Here is a 17,628-nt window from a genome sequence, read left to right on the forward strand (position 1 = left end):
CCTAACCCTCCGCTCCGCGTTCTTTCCACTGCTCATAATAGGATAGGACCAGCTCGTCCCGAAACGGCGCTTTAGCGCTTTTTACACGCCCCAGCAAATGCTGCAGGCCCTGCTCGACCTTGCTCTCCACAACGGTGGAATAATGATAGGCGAGCTTGTGCCGCTCGTATTCTTCCCGATCGACGACATGCACATCGCCTGTTGGCATGCGAATCACGTCCAGATCGTAATCGATATAGGTAATGACACGTCCGTTCACATACGGCGGGGAAGCGACGTTGCAGTAGTATCGGACGCCGGCTTCCTCGATCAGCGCGACTACGTTAAACCACTGCCCCGGGATAAAAAAAGATACTCCGGGAATGCGGCTTACCCATTCTTTGCCGTCAGCCTCGACGATTTTCGTCTGACTGTTAATCAGCACCAGCATGGACTCCGCCCGATGGGATTCATGCAGCAAACGTTCCGGCACCAACCAATTTTCAAGCCACATGCGATGCAAGTGCCCGTCGTGTTTAAAGCTTTTGATGACATGCGGGGTAAACGTCTCCATGTGGTCCAAACCCTTCTGCCTGCGGTTTTCAACTGACTTTCGTGCTTCTTTCTCTTGCTACTAGCATAAACTTATGTTGCACCGCTTTCAAGAGCCGTAATCTTCGAATAAACAAAAAAGCATAGCCGGGAAACCGAGGGGCTCCGGGTATGCTTGTGTGATTCGTTAAGCTTGTTTCGGCTCGATGTCAGCCGTTCACAATGCTGAGCCGCTGCGGGAACCGGGAAAAGTCTTCCGCCTGATAGCCGGCTTTCTCGTATACGGGAATGACCACTTCGTTGTGCGCATCGATGGTAACCATGATGCGGCGCACTTTGCGCCCCACAAAACGCTGGCGAAGGGACTCGATCAAGGTTTGTCCGATTCCTCTGCGCTGATGATCCTGCCCTACGGCAATGCGATAGTAGTAGCCGTCCTGGTTATCGATCGTTCCTACGATGACCCCGACGATGGCGCCTTCGTCTTCCGCGACAAGGACGAGCTCGCTGTCCCAGGACAACTGTCTGGCGAAAGCCGACATCGTCTCCTCGTAACATTCCTCTGAAAGCACATTCCTGAAAAGCTCCGTGACTGAAACGTAATCGGACAATTTAAACGTACGAACCAGATACGAACTTACAAGCATGTTAAACTCTCCCCGCCACTCATATGGTAGATAATAAAATACGACAAATAACGCAATATTCCTGCTTATTTTCAAAAAAACGATAAAAAATCTTCATATTTTTTTCAAATCCTCCTGAAAGCGCTTAATTTTAAGCGTTTGCAAAGAGTTTGGTCGTTTATTGTCTGTTTTTTGCACTCGTGCAATCTCCGGTCAACGGCGAAAAAGCTCCCCTTCGGCATCCATGCCTTCGGGGGAGCTTTTCCTGCACGCTGTTCGCAATGGCGTTATTTTTCCGTATGGTCCAAGAGCCGGTTCAGAACCGTCACAGCTTGGGCACGCGTCGCTTGTCTCTGCGGCTCGAAGGAGCCGTCCGGGTTGCCTTCCAGCAAGCCCAACCCGGCGGCCCGTCCTACCGAATCTTTGGCCCAGTCGCTGACGGCCTCACGGTCCGTGAATGCCGGTGCATTCGGCGGCAATTGGGATTCGCCCCCCCGGACATAACCGTACGCGTTCATCAGCATGAGAGCCATTTGCTCGCGGGTGACCGGCGCTTCCGGGGCGAACGCCGTGTCGCTGACCCCGCTCACAAGCTTGGCGGCCAGCGCTTGGGCCAACGCCTCGCGATACCACGCATCGGACGGCACGTCCTTGAACGGCAGCTCCTTGGCGCCTGTCGGCAGCTTCAGCGTCCGCGTAAGCAGCGCGGCGAACTGAGCCCGCGTCATGGTCGCCTCCGGCGCGAAGGCCGTCTCCGTCATGCCGTCGGCGATCTGCTTGGCCGCCATCCGTTCGATGGTCGTCTTGGCCCAGTGAGCCGCTATGTCGTCAAACGTCCGACTCCACTCCATGACGGCGTAGGACGAGAAGTGGCTCAACCGGACTTGAATCGCCCCGTTCTCCGCCTTGCCCCCGACATACTCCCAGCGTCCAATCGGAGCGTTGTAAACATAAATTCCCGTCTTGGCGGCATCGCCGATCTTGGCTGAGTCATATCGCAGCAGCGCCGTCACGTTCTTGTCGAACGCTTCGATCGTCCGGTCGCCCGCCTGAAGCGTGAAATCGAATACGGGAGAGACGAGTCCGGCATAGGACGGTTTGCCGGGAGCCTCCTGCGACATGGTGACAGTTAACTTGACCGGAGTCGCTGCGCTTTCTATGGCAAAAGCGTCCGACGGAATGGTCAGCGATGCCAGATCGGAACGAACGACGAAGGCCGACCCGGTTTCCGCCGCTTTAAGCCATACCTCGCCCGGCAGTTCCACGATGATTTGCTTCACGGGACTGTCAGACCGGGCGCCGGCATCGATCGTAATCGGGGCTCCTTTCGCAGCGGCAAGCTGTTCCAGCAGCTTCGCTTTGTCCGGCTTCACGCTCAGGACGGAGCCGGATTCGCTTTTGCCGTCGCCGGAAGCCGCAGGGGCGCCGCCCCAGCCGCCACCGCCGCCTCCTCCGGCGCAGCAGCCCGAGTTGCCCCCTCCACCTCCGCCACTGGCAGGAGCCGGCTGGATGGTATAAGCGTACTCGGCGGTCTCGCTCCAGACGCCGTTTTTCATCGCAGCGGCATAAAACGTCGTATTGGAGCTGATTGTTAAAGGCCCCTCCAATTCGATGGCATTCAATCCATCATACGTTATATAGATTGCGGCTCCGGGTGTCGCCGAAGATAACGTTACGGTTTGGGGAGCGGTGTAAGTTCCCGAACCGATCGAAGCTTTCGGCCGATCCGGAAGCTTGGAAAACCTCGCTACGCCGGATTCGATGAATTCATTGCCGCGGCCGGGCGCATCGTTGGCCTGGATCGTAATATCGTAAACGTCGTCGGTCACGGAAAGCTCGACCGGACCGCTCCATTCCCCGTTGACCAAAGAAACGGTTTTGTTCTGTTTATAACGATCCTCGTGATTCACCGTCACTGTAATTTCGGAGGACAGGTTCCGAAGCAGGGCCCCTTTATCGTCCAATGCCTTTACCGTGACGCTAGCTTGCCGCCCGTCCGGCTCCGGCGCTGCCGTCATACGGAGGCGCGGCATTGTAAAAGCCCGCTTGCCGTTCATCAACCCTCCGCCGTAATAATCTTGATGCTTCGGAGCGTAATATGTCCCCAAATAATATCCCGCGATCGGTGGTACATCCAGCTTTTGGCTGCTGTCATACAAAATATGATGCACGTCCTGCGAGCTCAAGTTTTTATTTTGCGCTTTGAGCAAAGCTGCCAGTCCCGCAACCATCGGGGAAGAATAAGAGGTCCCGGCACCGCTGGCATAGCCTCCGGACAACGCCGTCGAGTAAACGCCGGTTCCCTGCGCAACCGTTGTTATTTTTCCAATATTGGAAAAATCGGAAATCGTCAACGCATTGTTCGCCAAGCGACTAACCGAGCCTACGGAAACGACACCCTCGTAGCGCGCCGGATAGACGGTCCAGGCAAACCTCCTGTAGGAGTTGTCCTCGCGGGTCGGAAAATCCACAGGCTCGCCGAACAGCCAATGGTTGCTCTCGTTGCCGGCCGCTGCGACAATAACCACATTCCGGGCCAAGGCGTAATCGACGGCTTCTTTTAGCATTTGGCTGTTTTGCGGCATCCCCAGGCTGATGTTGATCACGTCCGCCTTGTTGTCCGTCGCCCATCGGATGCCTTGGGCTACGGCACTGCTCGGAATGTAGTCTTTGTTGTTGGCGTCTTTCTTCCCTACTTTCACCGGAACGATCCGTGCGCCGCCGGCCGCTCCGGCTATGCCGACGCCGTTATTGGTTACGGCTGCGGCGATCCCGGCGACCATCGTACCGTGTCCCGAATCGTCGACAGGAGGCTGGCCTTCGTCAAGCGCATTATAGCCTGCTTCCAAGCTCCCCGCGAGGTCCGGATGATTCGGATTCACACCCGAATCGACGATCGCGATACGAATCGAAGTCCTGTCCTGCACGCGCTCCCAGGCATAGGTCATCTCGGTGACGCTAAGGCCCCATTGGCTCCCGTTCACATAATAAGGGTCATTCGGTTGATAGATGGAGGAGGTCACGGTCGGCGAACCGCCTCCGCCTGCGACCTTGCCCGGCACCTCTATAACCGCCGGATCGGCGTATTGCAGCAAATATTCGGGCTCGGCTGCCACCACGGCAGGGTCCTGTTTATAGCGTTCGACAGCGGAAAGCACGTTTTCTCCCGGCGCCAGCGGCATTTCGACGAACGAATCCGAATCCGCGGCCGCAAGCAGTCCGGCAGAGCCCTCGCTCCGGGCTGGCTCCTTGTATTTCACCCATACTTTTCCGGAAACTACGTTTCCCGGTTGAGTTGTGAGAGACGACGGCATTGAAAATGGCGGAGACGAGGACCGTGCATCCAAGTTTCCTTCTGCTGCCTGTACTTTTCCCGAACTCCAAGCCAAAAAAGGCGACAGCATCATTGCCGTCGCTAACGTTACGTGAAGCCATCGCTTCTTCATCCGCATTTGCTCCCCCCAGCAATCTCCCTGTTGACAACTCTACTAAAACTTACCACTCTAGTATATGACGAACAAAAAAGTTTCGGCAACGAAAGATTGCGAATTTTGCCGAAACATTAGATGTACCCGTTTCGTATTAACTGGTAATTTCCTTAGAATGGGAGCGAATCAAGATGAACAAGCATGAGCCCTCCAATCCGAACGCTTCATCGGCAGCGGGAAATAAGAAGCTGATCAGCCTATTTGTAGCGGCTGCCTTGGCTGCAAGCGCCGGATGCTCCTCGCCTCCGCCTGCGAATGCCCCGCTGCAGTCTGCCCCGCCTGCTCAAGGCGGGATCAATCCGCCTCCTGCCGCGACCGGTGCCGGAGCTGCCGCCGGCATCGGAGCCGCAGCCGGTGCGGCAGCTGGTGCTGCAGCCGGCGCGGCAACCGCTCCGTCGGCAGACTACTGCCGGGACGACAACAACGACGGTGACTGCGACGATGGCAGCGGACGCATCAACCGTTCGGGCAGCAGCGCCTATATCTACGGCGGCAACACTTACTACCGGCGATCCGCCACGGGATCGAACGGAGTGGTTGCTTCCCCGCCAACCGTCACGAAGCCGAGCGGCAATGCCGTCCAGCCGCAAGGAAACGGCAACACGCCGACAAATACGCCTACGCCGACAACCAGCGGACGGACAGGCAGCTTCAACACGAAAGACTCCGTTACATCCGGCTCCAACTCAGGCGTCAAGAGCGGCAGCAGCTCGGCTGCGACTAGCGGCGACTCTTCCTCCTCTTCTGCCGGTACGCCGGGCAAATCCGTATCCGGCTCGTCGGCATCGACCGGTTCGTCCGGATCTTCTACAAGCAGCAGCTCGAAAGGAAGCTTCGGTTCGTCAAGCTCATCCAGCTCGTCCAGCGGCATCTCTTCGGGAAGCTCCGGCGGACACGGCGGAATCGGGAGCTCCAGCTCCAGCAGTGGGGGCTAAGAACCCGGGAGGCAGAACTGCCTCCTTTTTTCTTTTGCATAAAAGTCCGAACGGCGTGAAACGATAATCCGGTAATCTTTGGCTTTGCACAGACGGGTGGAATATCACGCGGCAATCGTTCGGATTGCATTGGAGGAGGAAGACGATGACAAACGAGGCGACGCCTAATGCCGGTGCTATGCGCCGGATTGACGAACTGAACGATGTGCAGATGACGAAATGGACGTCGGAGGAGCTTCATTACCACCAACGGGTCATGAGCGACCTGTCCCCTTGGCTGAACGCTCAAGGCACCGCCATGCTCGGGCAGATCATTCATGAGATTGAGCACCGCGGCGGCGAACGGTTCCGTGGGGAGGATGCCCCCGCCACGAACACTTAATATACATAAGTGTTGATTTTATATGGAAAATAGGCGATAATAAATCTTGGAAATCTCATATCCTCAGGAGGTAGATAGAAGATGGCACACCAATTACCGGCACTTCCTTATGCGAACAATGCGCTTGAGCCTCACATCGACGAAATGACCATGATGATCCACCACGATCGTCACCACAACACATACGTTACGAACCTGAACGCTGCGCTTGAAGGCCATGCCGATCTTCAATCCAAAAGCGTGGAAGACCTGATCGCCGATCTGAACAGCGTACCGGAGAGCATCCGTACCGCAGTCCGCAACAACGGCGGCGGCCATGCGAACCACTCCTTGTTCTGGGAAACGATCGGCCCGAACGGCGGCGGCGCTCCGAGCGGTAAGCTGGCTGACGCGATCAACGGCGAACTGGGCGGCTTCGACAAGTTCAAAGAAGATTTCGCTAAAGCGGCAACGACCCGTTTCGGCTCCGGCTGGGCTTTCCTCGCTGTGACCAAAGACGGCAAATTGAAAGTGTACAGCCTGCCGAACCAAGACAGCCCGATCATGGAAGGCGAAACGCCGATCCTTGGTCTGGACGTATGGGAGCACGCGTACTACTTGAAATATCAAAACAAACGCCCTGACTACATCGCGGCATTCTGGAACGTTGTCAACTGGAACGAAGTCGGCAAACGTTACGAAGCGGCTGTGAAATAATCGGCTTTGCCCGCAAAGGACTGCGGAGGTTCTCCTCCATGCAGTCCTTTTTCTATTCTCGGCATGTAGCGCCCGAACCACTTCCTCCAACTGCCCGACAGGGATATCGAAGGCCCCTTTCCCCCGAAGCCGGAACGTAGTATGATAGACAAATAGGCGAATTTTGGAGAAAACGGAAACCGTGACCGAAAAACGCAACATATTTGATCGGGAAAGAGTGAGACTCATGAGCAAACTGATCACTCTCCTGCATGATGTGCCGCTGTTTCAAGATTTGTCGGTGGCCGAGTTGGAGACGATCGTTCCTCTGTTCGTGGAACGGAAATTTAAAAAAGGGACCATTTTGTTTTTCGAAGGAGACGTCGGCGAGGAATTTTATTTGATTCATTCCGGTGTCGTCAAAATTTACCGAATCGACAATTCCAAGGAAATTATTCTTTCGTTGTTCCGGGAAGGCGACTTTTTCGGGGAGATGTCGTTGGTTCAAAAAGGGCTCAAGCGCTCTGCGACGGCGGAAACGCTGGAGGCCTGCTCGCTGTATACGCTGATGCGTTCGGACTTTCAGCAGTTCATGGAGCGAAGCCCCAGGCTGTGCCTGAAGCTGATGGAAGTGACCATGGAGCGGCTGCGCAAAGCGAACGAGAAAATATACGATCTGACGTTCCTCGACGTCCGGACGCGCACGATCAAAACGATCTGCCGGCTCGCGGAGGAATACGGCCAGCCAAAAGCTGGCGGCATGTTTATCGATATGAAGCTGACGCATCAGCAGCTCGCCAACATGGTTGGTACGGTGCGCGAATCGGTGACGAAGGTGCTCCAGGAGCTGCAGGAGGACGAGCACATCGCGATCGACAAAAAGCACATTTTGATCAAAGACATCCAAGCGATGAAGAAACAGATTTACTAGATCAATCGCAAGAAACGCCAACCCGGGGCGAAGGGCAGACCTTCGTTTCCAGGCTGGCGTTTTTCATTTTGTTCGGGCTGTCTATGTCCTTTGTTACATTGCCATTTATCTTTCACATTTGGAAAAGAAAAGCGTGATTTACATCACTTACGTATCCAGCCGCGTTTTCTATAATTCAGCTATAAGGACATCGTGGAGCAAAAAAATGTGAAAAGAGGTTATGACATATGGCAAACCTGAAAACAAACGAACCGAAGCCGCAGAATAGCGGTCTTCTGCTGGTGGTAATTCTCTTCTTTGTGATCCTTTGCTCGCCGCTATTCTATTTCATGTATCACCTGTTGATGGGCAACGAAGCGATGTTTATCTACAATCCCTATAAATAACATCCGGCTGGGCACTCTCCTGATCGTTTAGAGGGAGTGCTTTTTTATTATTACCGTCCGAAATACGCGTTCAGAATGCGCAAAAAGACGTTCGGGAACGCGTACTGCTCCATCTCCTCGCGGTTTACCCAGCGATAATGGGGCGGCAGCGGCACGGGCAGCAGCAGCGCGGAGGCTTCCTCCAGGCGGCCGGCGTACACATCCATCTCCCAGCGGATGTGGCTGAACGTATGCTCCGCCTGCATAAGCCAGCCGATCGGGCCGAGCCCGAGGCCGTCCGCGGCCAGATGCGCCGCCAGCGCGACATGGGCCGCGGCGGGGTCTGCGCCTTCGCCGCGCGGCTCCGCGGCTGCGGGCGCTGTGGGAACTGCCGCATGCGGCAGTTCCCACAGGCGCGCCAGCAGCCCTTCGGCCGGCCGCTGGCGGATCAGTACCCGGCCGGCGTGCTCCGCCGCGCCTTCGATCACTACGGCGTAGCGCCGCTCCGGCCGCGGCGGCTTCGCCTTGGTCTTCACCGGTAGCGACTCCTCCATGCCAGCCGCCCGTCCCGCGCAATGCGCCATGACCGGACAGGTCAGGCAGCTTGGCGATTTGGGCGTACAAACGAGCGCGCCGAGCTCCATCAGCGCTTGGTTGAAATCGCCGGCCGCCCCTTCCGGAATCAACTCCTGCGCGAGCTTCTCCATACTGACGCGAGTGCTCCCCTTCATGATATCGTCTTCGATCAGAAAATATCTCGACAGCACCCGCATCACGTTGCCGTCTACCGCAGGCTCGGGCTTGTTGTAGGCGATGCTCAAAATCGCCCCGGTCGTATAAGGGCCGACGCCCTTCAGCGAGGATACCTCCTCCTTCGAGTCCGGCACGACACCGCCATAACGCTCCCGCACCTCGCGGACGGCGCTTTGCAGATTGCGGGCGCGCGAATAATAGCCAAGCCCCTCCCAAGCCTTCAGCACTTCGTCCTCAGGCGCTTCGGCCAAAGCTTCGACGGTCGGAAATTTATCCATAAACCGGTTAAAATAAGGGATGACAGTGTCGACCCGGGTCTGCTGCAGCATAATTTCGGATACCCAAATATGATACGGATTCCGGCTGCGCCGCCAAGGCAGATCGCGCTTGTGCCGCCGGTACCAGGATAACAGCTCGGTGGAGAAATACTGCTTTTGCTCTGAACTGGACATAAGATCTCCTTCTCTTTGCACACGTTTTCGGGATATAATGGAAATCAATACCCCGAATAAACGGCTGTACGGCTTTTTTTGCAAGAACAACTACGACGTTTACCAAGGTTGAAGCGACGCTTTTAAAAATAGCTCATAACGGTCTTATCACATGAAGGAAAGGACGGACGCCGATGCTGACTCCCGGAGAGCTGGCCTCGCGCCTGAACAAGCTGGTCATCTCGATTCTGCTCGTCGGGCATCAGAAATGCGAGCCCGACTGGCGCCAGAAGCCGCGGACGATCAAGTATCATTCCGTATGGCTGATCATCAAAGGCAAGGGCACCTTTACGATAGGTGGCACGCATTATCCTGCCGAGCCCGGCAAGCTGTTCTGCTTCGCCCCCGGCATGATCGTCGAACGCACAACCGATCCTGAGCAGCCGCTCGAATACTATTTTCTACGTTTTCATTATACGGAAGTTTACGAGGAGAAGGAACAGTGGATTTCCCGCAGCGCCGCCGAGGCGCGGTTCCCGCTGGAGGGGATGTACACGGTCACCAATACGCCGCAGCTCATTTATTTGATGGAGCAGCTCCATATGCTGTGGAAACGCCGGGGACACATGACCGCGATGCGGCGCAAAATCGTGCTGCAGGAGTTTTTCCTGACGCTCGTCGCCGATTTCCGCGCGCAGAAAATTGCCGGCGATACGACGGCGGCGATCGAGCTGACGCAGGACTACATGGTCGGGCACTACCGTGAGCCTCTCACGCTCGAAGGGCTGGCGCAAATGGCCGGGCTCAGTGTGAGCCACTACTCCCGCCTGTTCAAAAAATACATCGGCTACAGCCCGATCGATTACCTTACGCATTTGCGCGTAGACCGGGCCAAAGAGCTGCTGGTGCTGTCGGATTACCGGTTGAAATCGATTGCCGGAAGCGTCGGATACGCGGACGAGTTTTATTTCAGCCGCATTTTCAAGAAAGTGACCGGCTTCTCCCCCCGCGAATATGCCAAAAAACACCGGTTCACGCCGGCAAAATAATACCCGCGGAATACGTCGGACGGACGGTTTCTGCCAAGTCAGCGCCAGGTTTGACTTTCGCACCCCGAAAGGTGTACGCTACCTGTAAATGCCGTCGAATTTTCGGAAAATCGGCGGTTTTTGCAACGTTCGGCAAAGCGAGGCGATATCGATGAAACAAGCGAATGCGGCCGGAGGCCATATCGGCGGAATCCGGACAGACAAGCTGTCTGCCGAGACGCAGGCTTGGAGGGCGGCGGCCCCTTATTCGGCTTATTTATACATTTGGGGACTGGCGTGGATGGCTTCGGCCATCATGACGTTTGTCGGGCAATGGCGGGATTGGGAGCTGCTGCAGCCAGTCCTGTTCTTGGTTACGCTCCTAATTACGGCGGCGGTCTTTCTCCGCCGGCGGCGCGCGTCTGCCGAACGTCCGGCGCAGAACGGGTTCCGGAGCGCGCTTCTCGTTACAGCGGCAGCCGTCGCGGTCGTTTGGCTGCTCACACGCGGTCCAATAGGAATCGATCCGTTCTATTGGCCGGTGCTGAAGGGGCTTGCGCTTACAGCCGCCTATCTTGCCCTCTTCCCGCGATTGGGCTGGGTGCTCGGGGCGTTCGGGGCGTGGATGCTTGCTCTGACGATTACGGTAGTATGGATGTATCTGGGCTATGCGCCCGTGTTGATCGGGGGCTTCGGCGGCCTCAGTATGGTTACGCTCGGCGCCATGATTCGTATGCGAGACAAGGGGATGAACGCACAATGAAACGATGGAAGCAATGGGCGGCCGCTGCGGCGGCTTTGACGGTTTTGGCGACGATAACGGCATGCACGGCGAACAGCCCCGACCCGTTCGGCGGGGGCAAGAAGGAAAGCGGCCTCACGGCGGAACAAGCGATGGCCGGCGCTTCCGAGCAGGTTCAGACGGTCTACAAGCAGAACTGTCTCTCCTGTCATGCAAGCAATCTGGAAGGCCGCATGGGACCGAAAACCAACCTGCAGCAGGTTGGCGGCCGGCTGACCAAAGAACAGATCGTGAAGCAGATCGATCAAGGCGGAGGCGGCATGCCTGGCTTTCAAGGCAAGCTGAAGCCGGAGGAGACGGCAGCCCTGGCCGAATGGCTGGCAAGCAAAAAATAAGCCGCGTCCTGCACCTGCCACTCCTAATGCACAGATAAGGTCAGCAGCCCGCTCCTGTGCAAATTGCCCATTACATCATCAGGTTCATTGATTAGCCGCGGTCCGCTCCACCACGGCATAAGCCATCGCCAGCGTTTCGCTATGCGTGATGCTCAGATGAATGCGAATCGTGTCTGCCGTTACGGACTGGAAAGCCGGCGTCCAGGCGGCTAACCGTTCCCAAGCTGCTTTCGACAAGCGGCATACCGGCTTGCCCTTCCCATCCGGCAGCACTTCCATGTCCTGAAATCCCACTTCTTTTCCAATCCCGCAGCCGAGCGCCTTTACGATCGCCTCTTTGGCAGCGAAGCGCCCGGCTGCGAACTCAGCCAGCCTCCCGCCTCTTACAGCCGCCAGCTCCCGCTCTGCAGGTGTCAACACCCGCTCCAGGAAGCGATTGCCGGACGGCTGCTCCAGAATCTTGCGCATCCGCTCAATCTCCAACACATCGGTACCGATGCCCATAATCATAGCCGTTATTCCTTTCCTAGTCCTCTTTATGCGTATGTCCGCAGCTGTCCGTCGTACTTCGTTTGGCTTTATCGTATCCGATCGGAAGGACAAGTTCAAGAAGACAGGCCGTTTTCCCGTGAGCCGGGGTGTACATGCTGCGGAACATCCGGTTATGTTTTCGTTCATCGTTCCGTATCCTTCCTCCGCCGTTGAAAAAAAACGGGTTAGCGAAGAAGCCCTCGATACCACGGACTGCGTGGAGGTCGAAGGCTTCCTGGCTCAGCTTCATATCGATGTCGGCTAAGACGTTATCTGGTCACTACAGGCGACCAGGGGGATGGAGATGCTTATGCTGCACGGCATCGGCTGCCCGAATGGCGACCTCCTGCTTGCGCGTCTGGTATTCGTCCTTCCAAATCAACTTCTCGCTCAGTTCCTGATCGAGTCTGCCGCTCAACGCCTGGGCCACCAGATCGGTCACCTTCTGTACATCGACGCCTTTCGCCGCAGCCACATCGGCCAGCGACTGGCCGCCGTTTTGCAGCGAGTTTCTCAACTCGTCCGAGGAAAGGCCGAGCGTCGACAGCAGAGCGTCTTTGTCTACATGCTTCAGATCAGTGCCGAAATCCGGTTCAAGCTCGCCCGGTGCAGGAGGCTGAGGAGGCGTACGCTTCACATTGCTAGCGGCGCGTTCAGCAACTTCATTCAAACGGGAATTGTATTGATCCTGTGTTATATGCCCATCCGCCAGCTCCCGGTCAAGCCTTGCCGTCAGCGATTGCGTCGTCAGATCAACGATCTTCTGTACATCAATCCCCCGGCTTGCGGCGATTTCGGCCAAGGATTGACCCGCCCGCCGGGCTTCCCGCAACTCGCCGGATGACATCCCCAGCGTCTCCAGGAGCACCGCCCGCTCCTGCCCGGCGTGGCCCGGACCGGGCGGCAACGGAGGCAAACCCGCAGGCGGAGAAAGGAGGCCCGGCTGCGGCAAAACCGGCGCAGGCGCGAGCTTACTGTAGGTATCCGTGTAGACGGACGTGGGAGCATCGACAGTGAAATTGGCGGTCTCTGCCTGAACAACAGGGAAGCCAGCGACGCCTCCACCCAGCAAGAAGGCGGCGGATAAAGACCCGATCAGCAGCTTGCTTGTTTTCTTTTCCAAGAAGTTCAATTTGTTCATGGTTTCAAAATCATCCTTTCGCAGAGCGTGGTAGTTGTTTCTGAGTTCAACTGTAAACGCCCGGAGTGAAAAAAGGGTGAAATCAAGACGGCTCCATTTTCATTCTTTTTTCTTTATTCTGTTGTATCCTGATATACTAAACCAAATAAATAAACGAAAACGAAATCTAAAATCAAGGGGGGGCAGCTTATGAAAATATTGCTCGCCGAGGATGATCAGCGGCTGGGAGAACTGACCTCCCACTTGCTCAGAAAAAAAGCAGGATATACTGTGGATTGGGTCACCGACGGAGAAGAAGCCTATGATTACGCCAGCGTCTCCAGCTATGACGTGCTGGTGCTTGACTGGATGATGCCAGGCATGGACGGACGAACGGTCTGCCATCAATTACGTCTGGACGGCTACACGGGTGCCATTCTGATGCTGACCGCCAGAGATTCCGTACAAGATCGGATAAAGGGATTGGATGGGGGAGCCGACGACTATCTGGTTAAGCCGTTCGAAATCGATGAACTGATGGCTCGGCTCAGAGCGCTGGGACGGCGAAGCTTTACTCCGCTTTTGGAAGAGATATGCCGGATGGGCGAACTGGAACTGCATCGCACAAGCCATCTTGTCGTCTGCGGTGATAATCAGGTGCAGCTATCGTTCAAGGAGTTCCAGCTCTTGGATTTGCTGCTGAAGAACAGAGGCCGCGTACTGTCGCGCGAGCTTATCCTGGATCGAATCTGGGGCATGGATGCGGAAGTCACGCTCAAAACGATTGACGCTACCGTCAAGCTGCTCCGCAAAAAGCTGACGCAAATCGACCCGCGCTCGAACTGGATTCAGAATGTATGGGGGGTCGGTTATAAAATTGAAGCGTAACCTGCACAAATGGCGCCAGCGTCTGTTCGGCAACGACCTGTTCGGCAGAACGCAGTTTAGACTCACGCTGCAATACAGCTCATTGCTGAGCCTGCTTTTATTCCTTTTTATCGCGATCGTCTACACCCTGCTGTATATCCTGATTTGGAACGATCAGAAGCAAAAACTGAATAAACTGCTGGACACGGAGATTCATGCGCTTCAGGGGCCGCTGTATGCAGAGGTGCTTAATAAGAAGTTCGATAAACCCGGTGAACGCGCCTTTGAGCTAAGCGCCGATCAGGCTTTCTACTATGTCATCGACACGCTGGGCAATACGGTAACGGGCGCTGAAATTCAAAAAGAGCTGCGCGCTCAGGTGTTCGACTTGATTCGCACGGGTGCGCTTCCCGTTTCGACCCTTGAAAAGGTCGAACTGCAAACCTATGACGAACCGCTCCCTCATCTCCGGAAGGCAAACGATCGCCAGCAAAAAATAATGTATATGGCGGGCAGCCGCTTGCTTTACCGCGACGGGCAACTGATCGGCACCCTGTATGCGGGCAAGAATGTTGATTTCCAGAAACAGCTGCTGCAATGGCTGCCGGCCGTTCTGCTAGGCGTTGCATTACTGTTTCAGGCGCTGGTTGTATGGCTTAGCCGGCTGATGTCACAACAGGCGATGATCCCCATTCGTCAAGCTTACATGCGCCAGCAGCAATTTGTAGCCGACGCCTCCCATGAGCTTCGTACACCGCTTAGCGTACTGCTCTCCTCTATCGAAACGCTGCATATCGAGGACAGACCTACAAACGATTCCTTTGAAAAGCGGGTGCTCGAAGGCATAAAGGATGAGGTGCAGCGTATGATCCGGCTGACCGGGAACCTTCTGTTGCTGGCCCGGAGAGATTCGGGGCAGGCGGTGCTGCATAACGCGTGGTTCGACCTTGCTGGCGTAGCTGTCCAAACGGCGGACAAGATGAGCGTACTGGCGGAGGCGAAGCAGATCAAGCTGGAGCTTGAAGCCCCCGATGAACTTCGGGTATGTCTGGATCAGGAGAAAATCGTACAATTGCTCGTCATTTTGCTGGAAAATGCAATCAAATATACCACTGCCGGGGGAAGCGTGAAACTGACAGTCGCCCACAAGGCCGCGCCGTTGGGGGGAAAACTCGTTCTAGAGGTTCGCGATACGGGGGTGGGCATCCCGGAAGAAGAGCTTTCACGCATCTTCGACCGCTTTTACCGGCTGGACAAATCACGCTCGCGGCAGATGGGCGGACATGGGCTCGGACTTGCCATCGCCAAGCATATTGTAGAGGAATGCAGGGGGACGATACTCGTGGAAAGTAGGCCGGGGGAAGGCAGTGTGTTCCGAGTGGAAATGACGGATATGCTTCCTCCCTCCGAGCGGTAAAGCTGTTGCCGCGAGCGCCGGTTGAAAGTTGGTGCCTTTTATTCATCCCTCTTGACTTTACGTTCAAGAAGAAGTTAGAATATTGAAACATCAGGCAATGACCAAAGACACGATTCCCTGCAAGGGCTGCACAGAGAGAGGAGTCCCGGCTGTAAGCTCCTCCAGCGACCGGCGCGGAATTACCCCTTTGCAGCCGTGACGCTGAACTTACGGTCTTAACCATGCGATCGCGAAATTAAGCGCACCGTCTCATCCCCGTTACCGGATGGCCATGAGGTCCGGCATGATTCCTTACGTTCTGGCAGCAGCCATGACGCGAAGGACAGCCGGTCGAATTAGGGTGGAACCACGAGCTGAACGCACTCGTCCCTTGGGCGAGATGCGTTTTTTTGCGTTCATATCATCCCATTTGACCAGAAACGGAGGACGAAAACCATGAAGATTCAAGTGAAGCTGCCGGACGGCTCGGTCCGGGAATACGAAAGAGGAGCAACTATCGAGCAGGTGGCCGAATCCATCAGTCCCAGCTTGAAAAAACAAGCCGTAGCAGGCAAAATCGACGGAAAGGTCGTCGACCTGAACCGGCCCATCGAAGCGGACGCTTCGGTTGAAATTGTGACGCTCGACAGCAAAGAAGGCTTGGAGGTACACCGTCACAGCACGGCGCATCTGATGGCTCAGGCCATCAAACGCCTATACGGACAAAAAGCCGTGAAGCTGGGAATCGGTCCCGTCATCGAAGACGGATTTTATTACGACATCGACATCGAAAAGCCGCTATCCGTCGACGACCTCTCCTCGATTGAACAAGAGATGGAGCGGATCGTCCGGGAAAATGTGCCGATTACCCGGCGCGTCGTCAGCCGGGGCGAGGCCGTACAAATGTTCGAAGCTTTGGAGGACCCGCTCAAGCTGGAGCTCATCCGCGATTTGCCGGACGAAACGGTCCTTTCCCTCTACGAGCAGGGCGAGTTTGTCGATCTGTGCCGCGGACCTCATTTGCCGTCCACGGGCCGTATCAAAGCGTTCAAGCTGCTGAGCGTCGCCGGCGCCTATTGGCGAGGCGATTCCAACAACAAGATGCTGCAGCGCATCTACGGCACGGCTTTCCCGAAGAAGGCGGAGCTTGACGAGCACCTGCATCTGTTGGAAGAAGCCAAGAAGCGCGACCACCGCAAGCTCGGCAAAGAGCTCGGGCTGTTCATGTTCTCCGAGGAAGCGCCGGGGATGCCGTTCTTTTTGCCAAAAGGGATGACAATCCGTACGGTGCTTGAAAACTTCTCCCGCGAGCAACAAGCGGCGAACGGTTACGATGAGGTCCGCACGCCGTTCATGATGAACCAGCGACTGTGGGAGGAATCCGGACACTGGGATCATTACCGGGAGAACATGTATTTTACCGAGGTGGACGAGACGAAGTTCGCGCTCAAGCCGATGAACTGCCCAGGCCACATGCTTATTTATAAAAACGAGCTGCATTCTTACCGGGAGCTGCCGATCCGGCTTTGCGAATTCGGCCAGGTGCACCGGCACGAGTTTTCCGGCGCTCTGAACGGGATGATGCGTGTGCGCACCTTCTGCCAGGACGACGCGCATCTGTTTGTCCGCCCCGACCAGATTGAAGAAGAAATCGGCCATGCCATCGACCTGATTGGCGAGATGTACAAGGTGTTCGGCTTCCAGTACAAGATCGAGCTGTCCACACGGCCCGAGGATTCGATGGGCTCCGCCGAGCTGTGGGAGCAGGCGGAAACGGCGCTGCGCAGCGTGCTGGAACGCCGGGGCATCGCCTACAGCCTCAACGAAGGGGACGGAGCCTTCTACGGGCCGAAAATCGATTTTCACATTTTGGACGCGCTCAAACGAAGCTGGCAGTGCGGGACGATTCAGCTCGATTTTCAAATGCCGGAAAAATTCGACCTGTCCTACATCGGCGAAGACAATCAAAAGCACCGTCCGGTCGTCATTCACCGTGCGATTTACGGCTCAATCGACCGGTTCATCGGGATTTTGACGGAGCATTACAGCGGGGCGTTCCCGCTCTGGCTGTCGCCGGTGCAGGTCAAGCTTCTGCCCGTCTCGGACATTTACAATTCGTACGCTATGGAAGTCAAAAAGGCGCTTGCCGCAGCGGGCATCCGGGTGGAAGCCGATCTGCGCAGCGAGAAGCTCGGCTACAAAATCCGCGAAGCGCAGCTTGAAAAGGTACCGTATATGCTGGTCCTCGGCGAGAACGAGCAAAGCTCCGGCACCGCTGCCGTCCGCAAACGGGGCGAAGGCGATATGGGCCCGATGCAAGTGCAAGAGCTTGTAGAACGGCTGCGCCGGGAAATTCAGGCGAAGCAAGCTTAAAATGATAAAAAAAGCATGCTACCCGTATAGGGCGAGCATGCTTTTTTCGTTATGGGTGA

The 17,628-nt window shown here is 56.0% G+C and carries 18 protein-coding genes; 12 read left to right on the forward strand and 6 right to left on the reverse strand.

Annotation, left to right across the window (positions count from 1 at the left end; genetic code table 11):
* Position 1 precedes the first annotated feature (1 nt).
* The 3 genes from KQX66_RS27450 to KQX66_RS27460 form a co-directional block, all read right to left on the reverse strand.
* The gene (locus tag KQX66_RS27450; RefSeq protein ID WP_216796063.1) at positions 2–553 is read right to left on the reverse strand and encodes a DUF402 domain-containing protein; all 552 of its coding nucleotides are present in this window, start codon (positions 551–553) and stop codon (positions 2–4) included.
* 187 nt (positions 554–740) lie between these two features.
* Positions 741–1,178, reverse strand: a complete 438-nt coding sequence (locus KQX66_RS27455; RefSeq protein ID WP_216796064.1) for a GNAT family N-acetyltransferase — start codon at positions 1,176–1,178, stop codon at positions 741–743.
* 266 nt (positions 1,179–1,444) lie between these two features.
* Positions 1,445–4,603: a S8 family serine peptidase gene (locus KQX66_RS27460; protein WP_216796065.1), complete on the reverse strand. Its 3,159-nt coding sequence runs from the start codon at positions 4,601–4,603 to the stop codon at positions 1,445–1,447.
* Positions 4,604–4,776: 173 nt separating this feature from the next.
* Between KQX66_RS27460 and KQX66_RS27465 the strand changes: the two genes are divergently transcribed.
* From KQX66_RS27465 to KQX66_RS27485, 5 genes are all read left to right on the forward strand, one after another.
* Complete coding sequence (locus tag KQX66_RS27465; RefSeq protein ID WP_216796066.1) at positions 4,777–5,580, forward strand: hypothetical protein; 804 nt, start codon at positions 4,777–4,779, stop codon at positions 5,578–5,580.
* Positions 5,581–5,725: 145 nt separating this feature from the next.
* On the forward strand, positions 5,726–5,962 hold the full coding sequence (gene yfhS, locus KQX66_RS27470; RefSeq protein WP_253957470.1) for a mother cell protein YfhS: 237 nt from the start codon (positions 5,726–5,728) through the stop codon (positions 5,960–5,962).
* An 81-nt stretch (positions 5,963–6,043) separates the two neighbouring features.
* Positions 6,044–6,658 carry a superoxide dismutase gene (locus KQX66_RS27475; RefSeq protein ID WP_216796067.1) on the forward strand — a complete coding sequence of 205 codons (615 nt, stop codon included), beginning with the start codon at positions 6,044–6,046 and terminating at the stop codon, positions 6,656–6,658.
* Positions 6,659–6,884: 226 nt separating this feature from the next.
* Positions 6,885–7,568 carry a Crp/Fnr family transcriptional regulator gene (locus KQX66_RS27480; protein ID WP_054973825.1) on the forward strand — a complete coding sequence of 228 codons (684 nt, stop codon included), beginning with the start codon at positions 6,885–6,887 and terminating at the stop codon, positions 7,566–7,568.
* 227 nt (positions 7,569–7,795) lie between these two features.
* A complete protein-coding gene (locus KQX66_RS27485; protein ID WP_163859909.1) occupies positions 7,796–7,954 on the forward strand; it encodes a hypothetical protein in 159 nt (52 codons plus the stop codon).
* A gap of 50 nt (positions 7,955–8,004) precedes the next feature.
* On the opposite strand, the gene mutY is transcribed toward KQX66_RS27485, so the two are convergent.
* The gene (gene mutY, locus KQX66_RS27490) at positions 8,005–9,138 is read right to left on the reverse strand and encodes an A/G-specific adenine glycosylase (protein WP_216796068.1); all 1,134 of its coding nucleotides are present in this window, start codon (positions 9,136–9,138) and stop codon (positions 8,005–8,007) included.
* 173 nt (positions 9,139–9,311) lie between these two features.
* Between mutY and KQX66_RS27495 the strand changes: the two genes are divergently transcribed.
* The 3 genes from KQX66_RS27495 to KQX66_RS27505 all read left to right on the forward strand — a co-directional run bounded on the left by KQX66_RS27495 (position 9,312) and on the right by KQX66_RS27505 (position 11,282).
* A complete protein-coding gene (locus KQX66_RS27495; protein ID WP_216796069.1) occupies positions 9,312–10,166 on the forward strand; it encodes a helix-turn-helix domain-containing protein in 855 nt (284 codons plus the stop codon).
* Positions 10,167–10,317: 151 nt separating this feature from the next.
* Complete coding sequence (locus tag KQX66_RS27500; RefSeq protein ID WP_216796070.1) at positions 10,318–10,908, forward strand: hypothetical protein; 591 nt, start codon at positions 10,318–10,320, stop codon at positions 10,906–10,908.
* Positions 10,905–11,282: a c-type cytochrome gene (locus tag KQX66_RS27505; RefSeq protein WP_216796071.1), complete on the forward strand. Its 378-nt coding sequence runs from the start codon at positions 10,905–10,907 to the stop codon at positions 11,280–11,282. Before KQX66_RS27500 ends, KQX66_RS27505 begins: the two co-directional genes overlap by 4 nt.
* Before the next feature lie 84 nt (positions 11,283–11,366).
* Here the strand turns inward: KQX66_RS27505 and acpS are convergent, their stop codons facing one another.
* On the reverse strand, positions 11,367–11,792 hold the full coding sequence (acpS, locus tag KQX66_RS27510; RefSeq protein ID WP_216796072.1) for a holo-ACP synthase: 426 nt from the start codon (positions 11,790–11,792) through the stop codon (positions 11,367–11,369).
* A gap of 118 nt (positions 11,793–11,910) precedes the next feature.
* Here acpS and KQX66_RS27515 point away from each other — a divergent pair, with 118 nt between their 5' ends.
* On the forward strand, positions 11,911–12,078 hold the full coding sequence (locus tag KQX66_RS27515) for a hypothetical protein (RefSeq protein WP_216796073.1): 168 nt from the start codon (positions 11,911–11,913) through the stop codon (positions 12,076–12,078).
* Positions 12,079–12,093: 15 nt separating this feature from the next.
* Here the strand turns inward: KQX66_RS27515 and KQX66_RS27520 are convergent, their stop codons facing one another.
* Positions 12,094–12,954, reverse strand: coding sequence for a hypothetical protein (locus KQX66_RS27520; RefSeq protein WP_216796074.1), 861 nt, complete (start codon positions 12,952–12,954; stop codon positions 12,094–12,096).
* Positions 12,955–13,143: 189 nt separating this feature from the next.
* Here KQX66_RS27520 and KQX66_RS27525 point away from each other — a divergent pair, with 189 nt between their 5' ends.
* From KQX66_RS27525 to thrS, 3 genes are all read left to right on the forward strand, one after another.
* On the forward strand, positions 13,144–13,821 hold the full coding sequence (locus KQX66_RS27525) for a response regulator transcription factor (protein WP_216796075.1): 678 nt from the start codon (positions 13,144–13,146) through the stop codon (positions 13,819–13,821).
* The gene (locus tag KQX66_RS27530; protein WP_216796076.1) at positions 13,811–15,217 is read left to right on the forward strand and encodes a sensor histidine kinase; all 1,407 of its coding nucleotides are present in this window, start codon (positions 13,811–13,813) and stop codon (positions 15,215–15,217) included. The genes KQX66_RS27525 and KQX66_RS27530 overlap by 11 nt, the downstream gene beginning before the upstream one ends.
* A gap of 435 nt (positions 15,218–15,652) precedes the next feature.
* Positions 15,653–17,569, forward strand: coding sequence for a threonine--tRNA ligase (gene thrS / locus KQX66_RS27535; protein WP_216796077.1), 1,917 nt, complete (start codon positions 15,653–15,655; stop codon positions 17,567–17,569).
* Positions 17,570–17,628 lie beyond the last annotated feature (59 nt).

It is taken from the genome of Paenibacillus oleatilyticus, assembly GCF_018998565.1.
GTDB classification, from domain to species: Bacteria; Bacillota; Bacilli; order Paenibacillales; family NBRC-103111; genus Paenibacillus_G; species Paenibacillus_G oleatilyticus.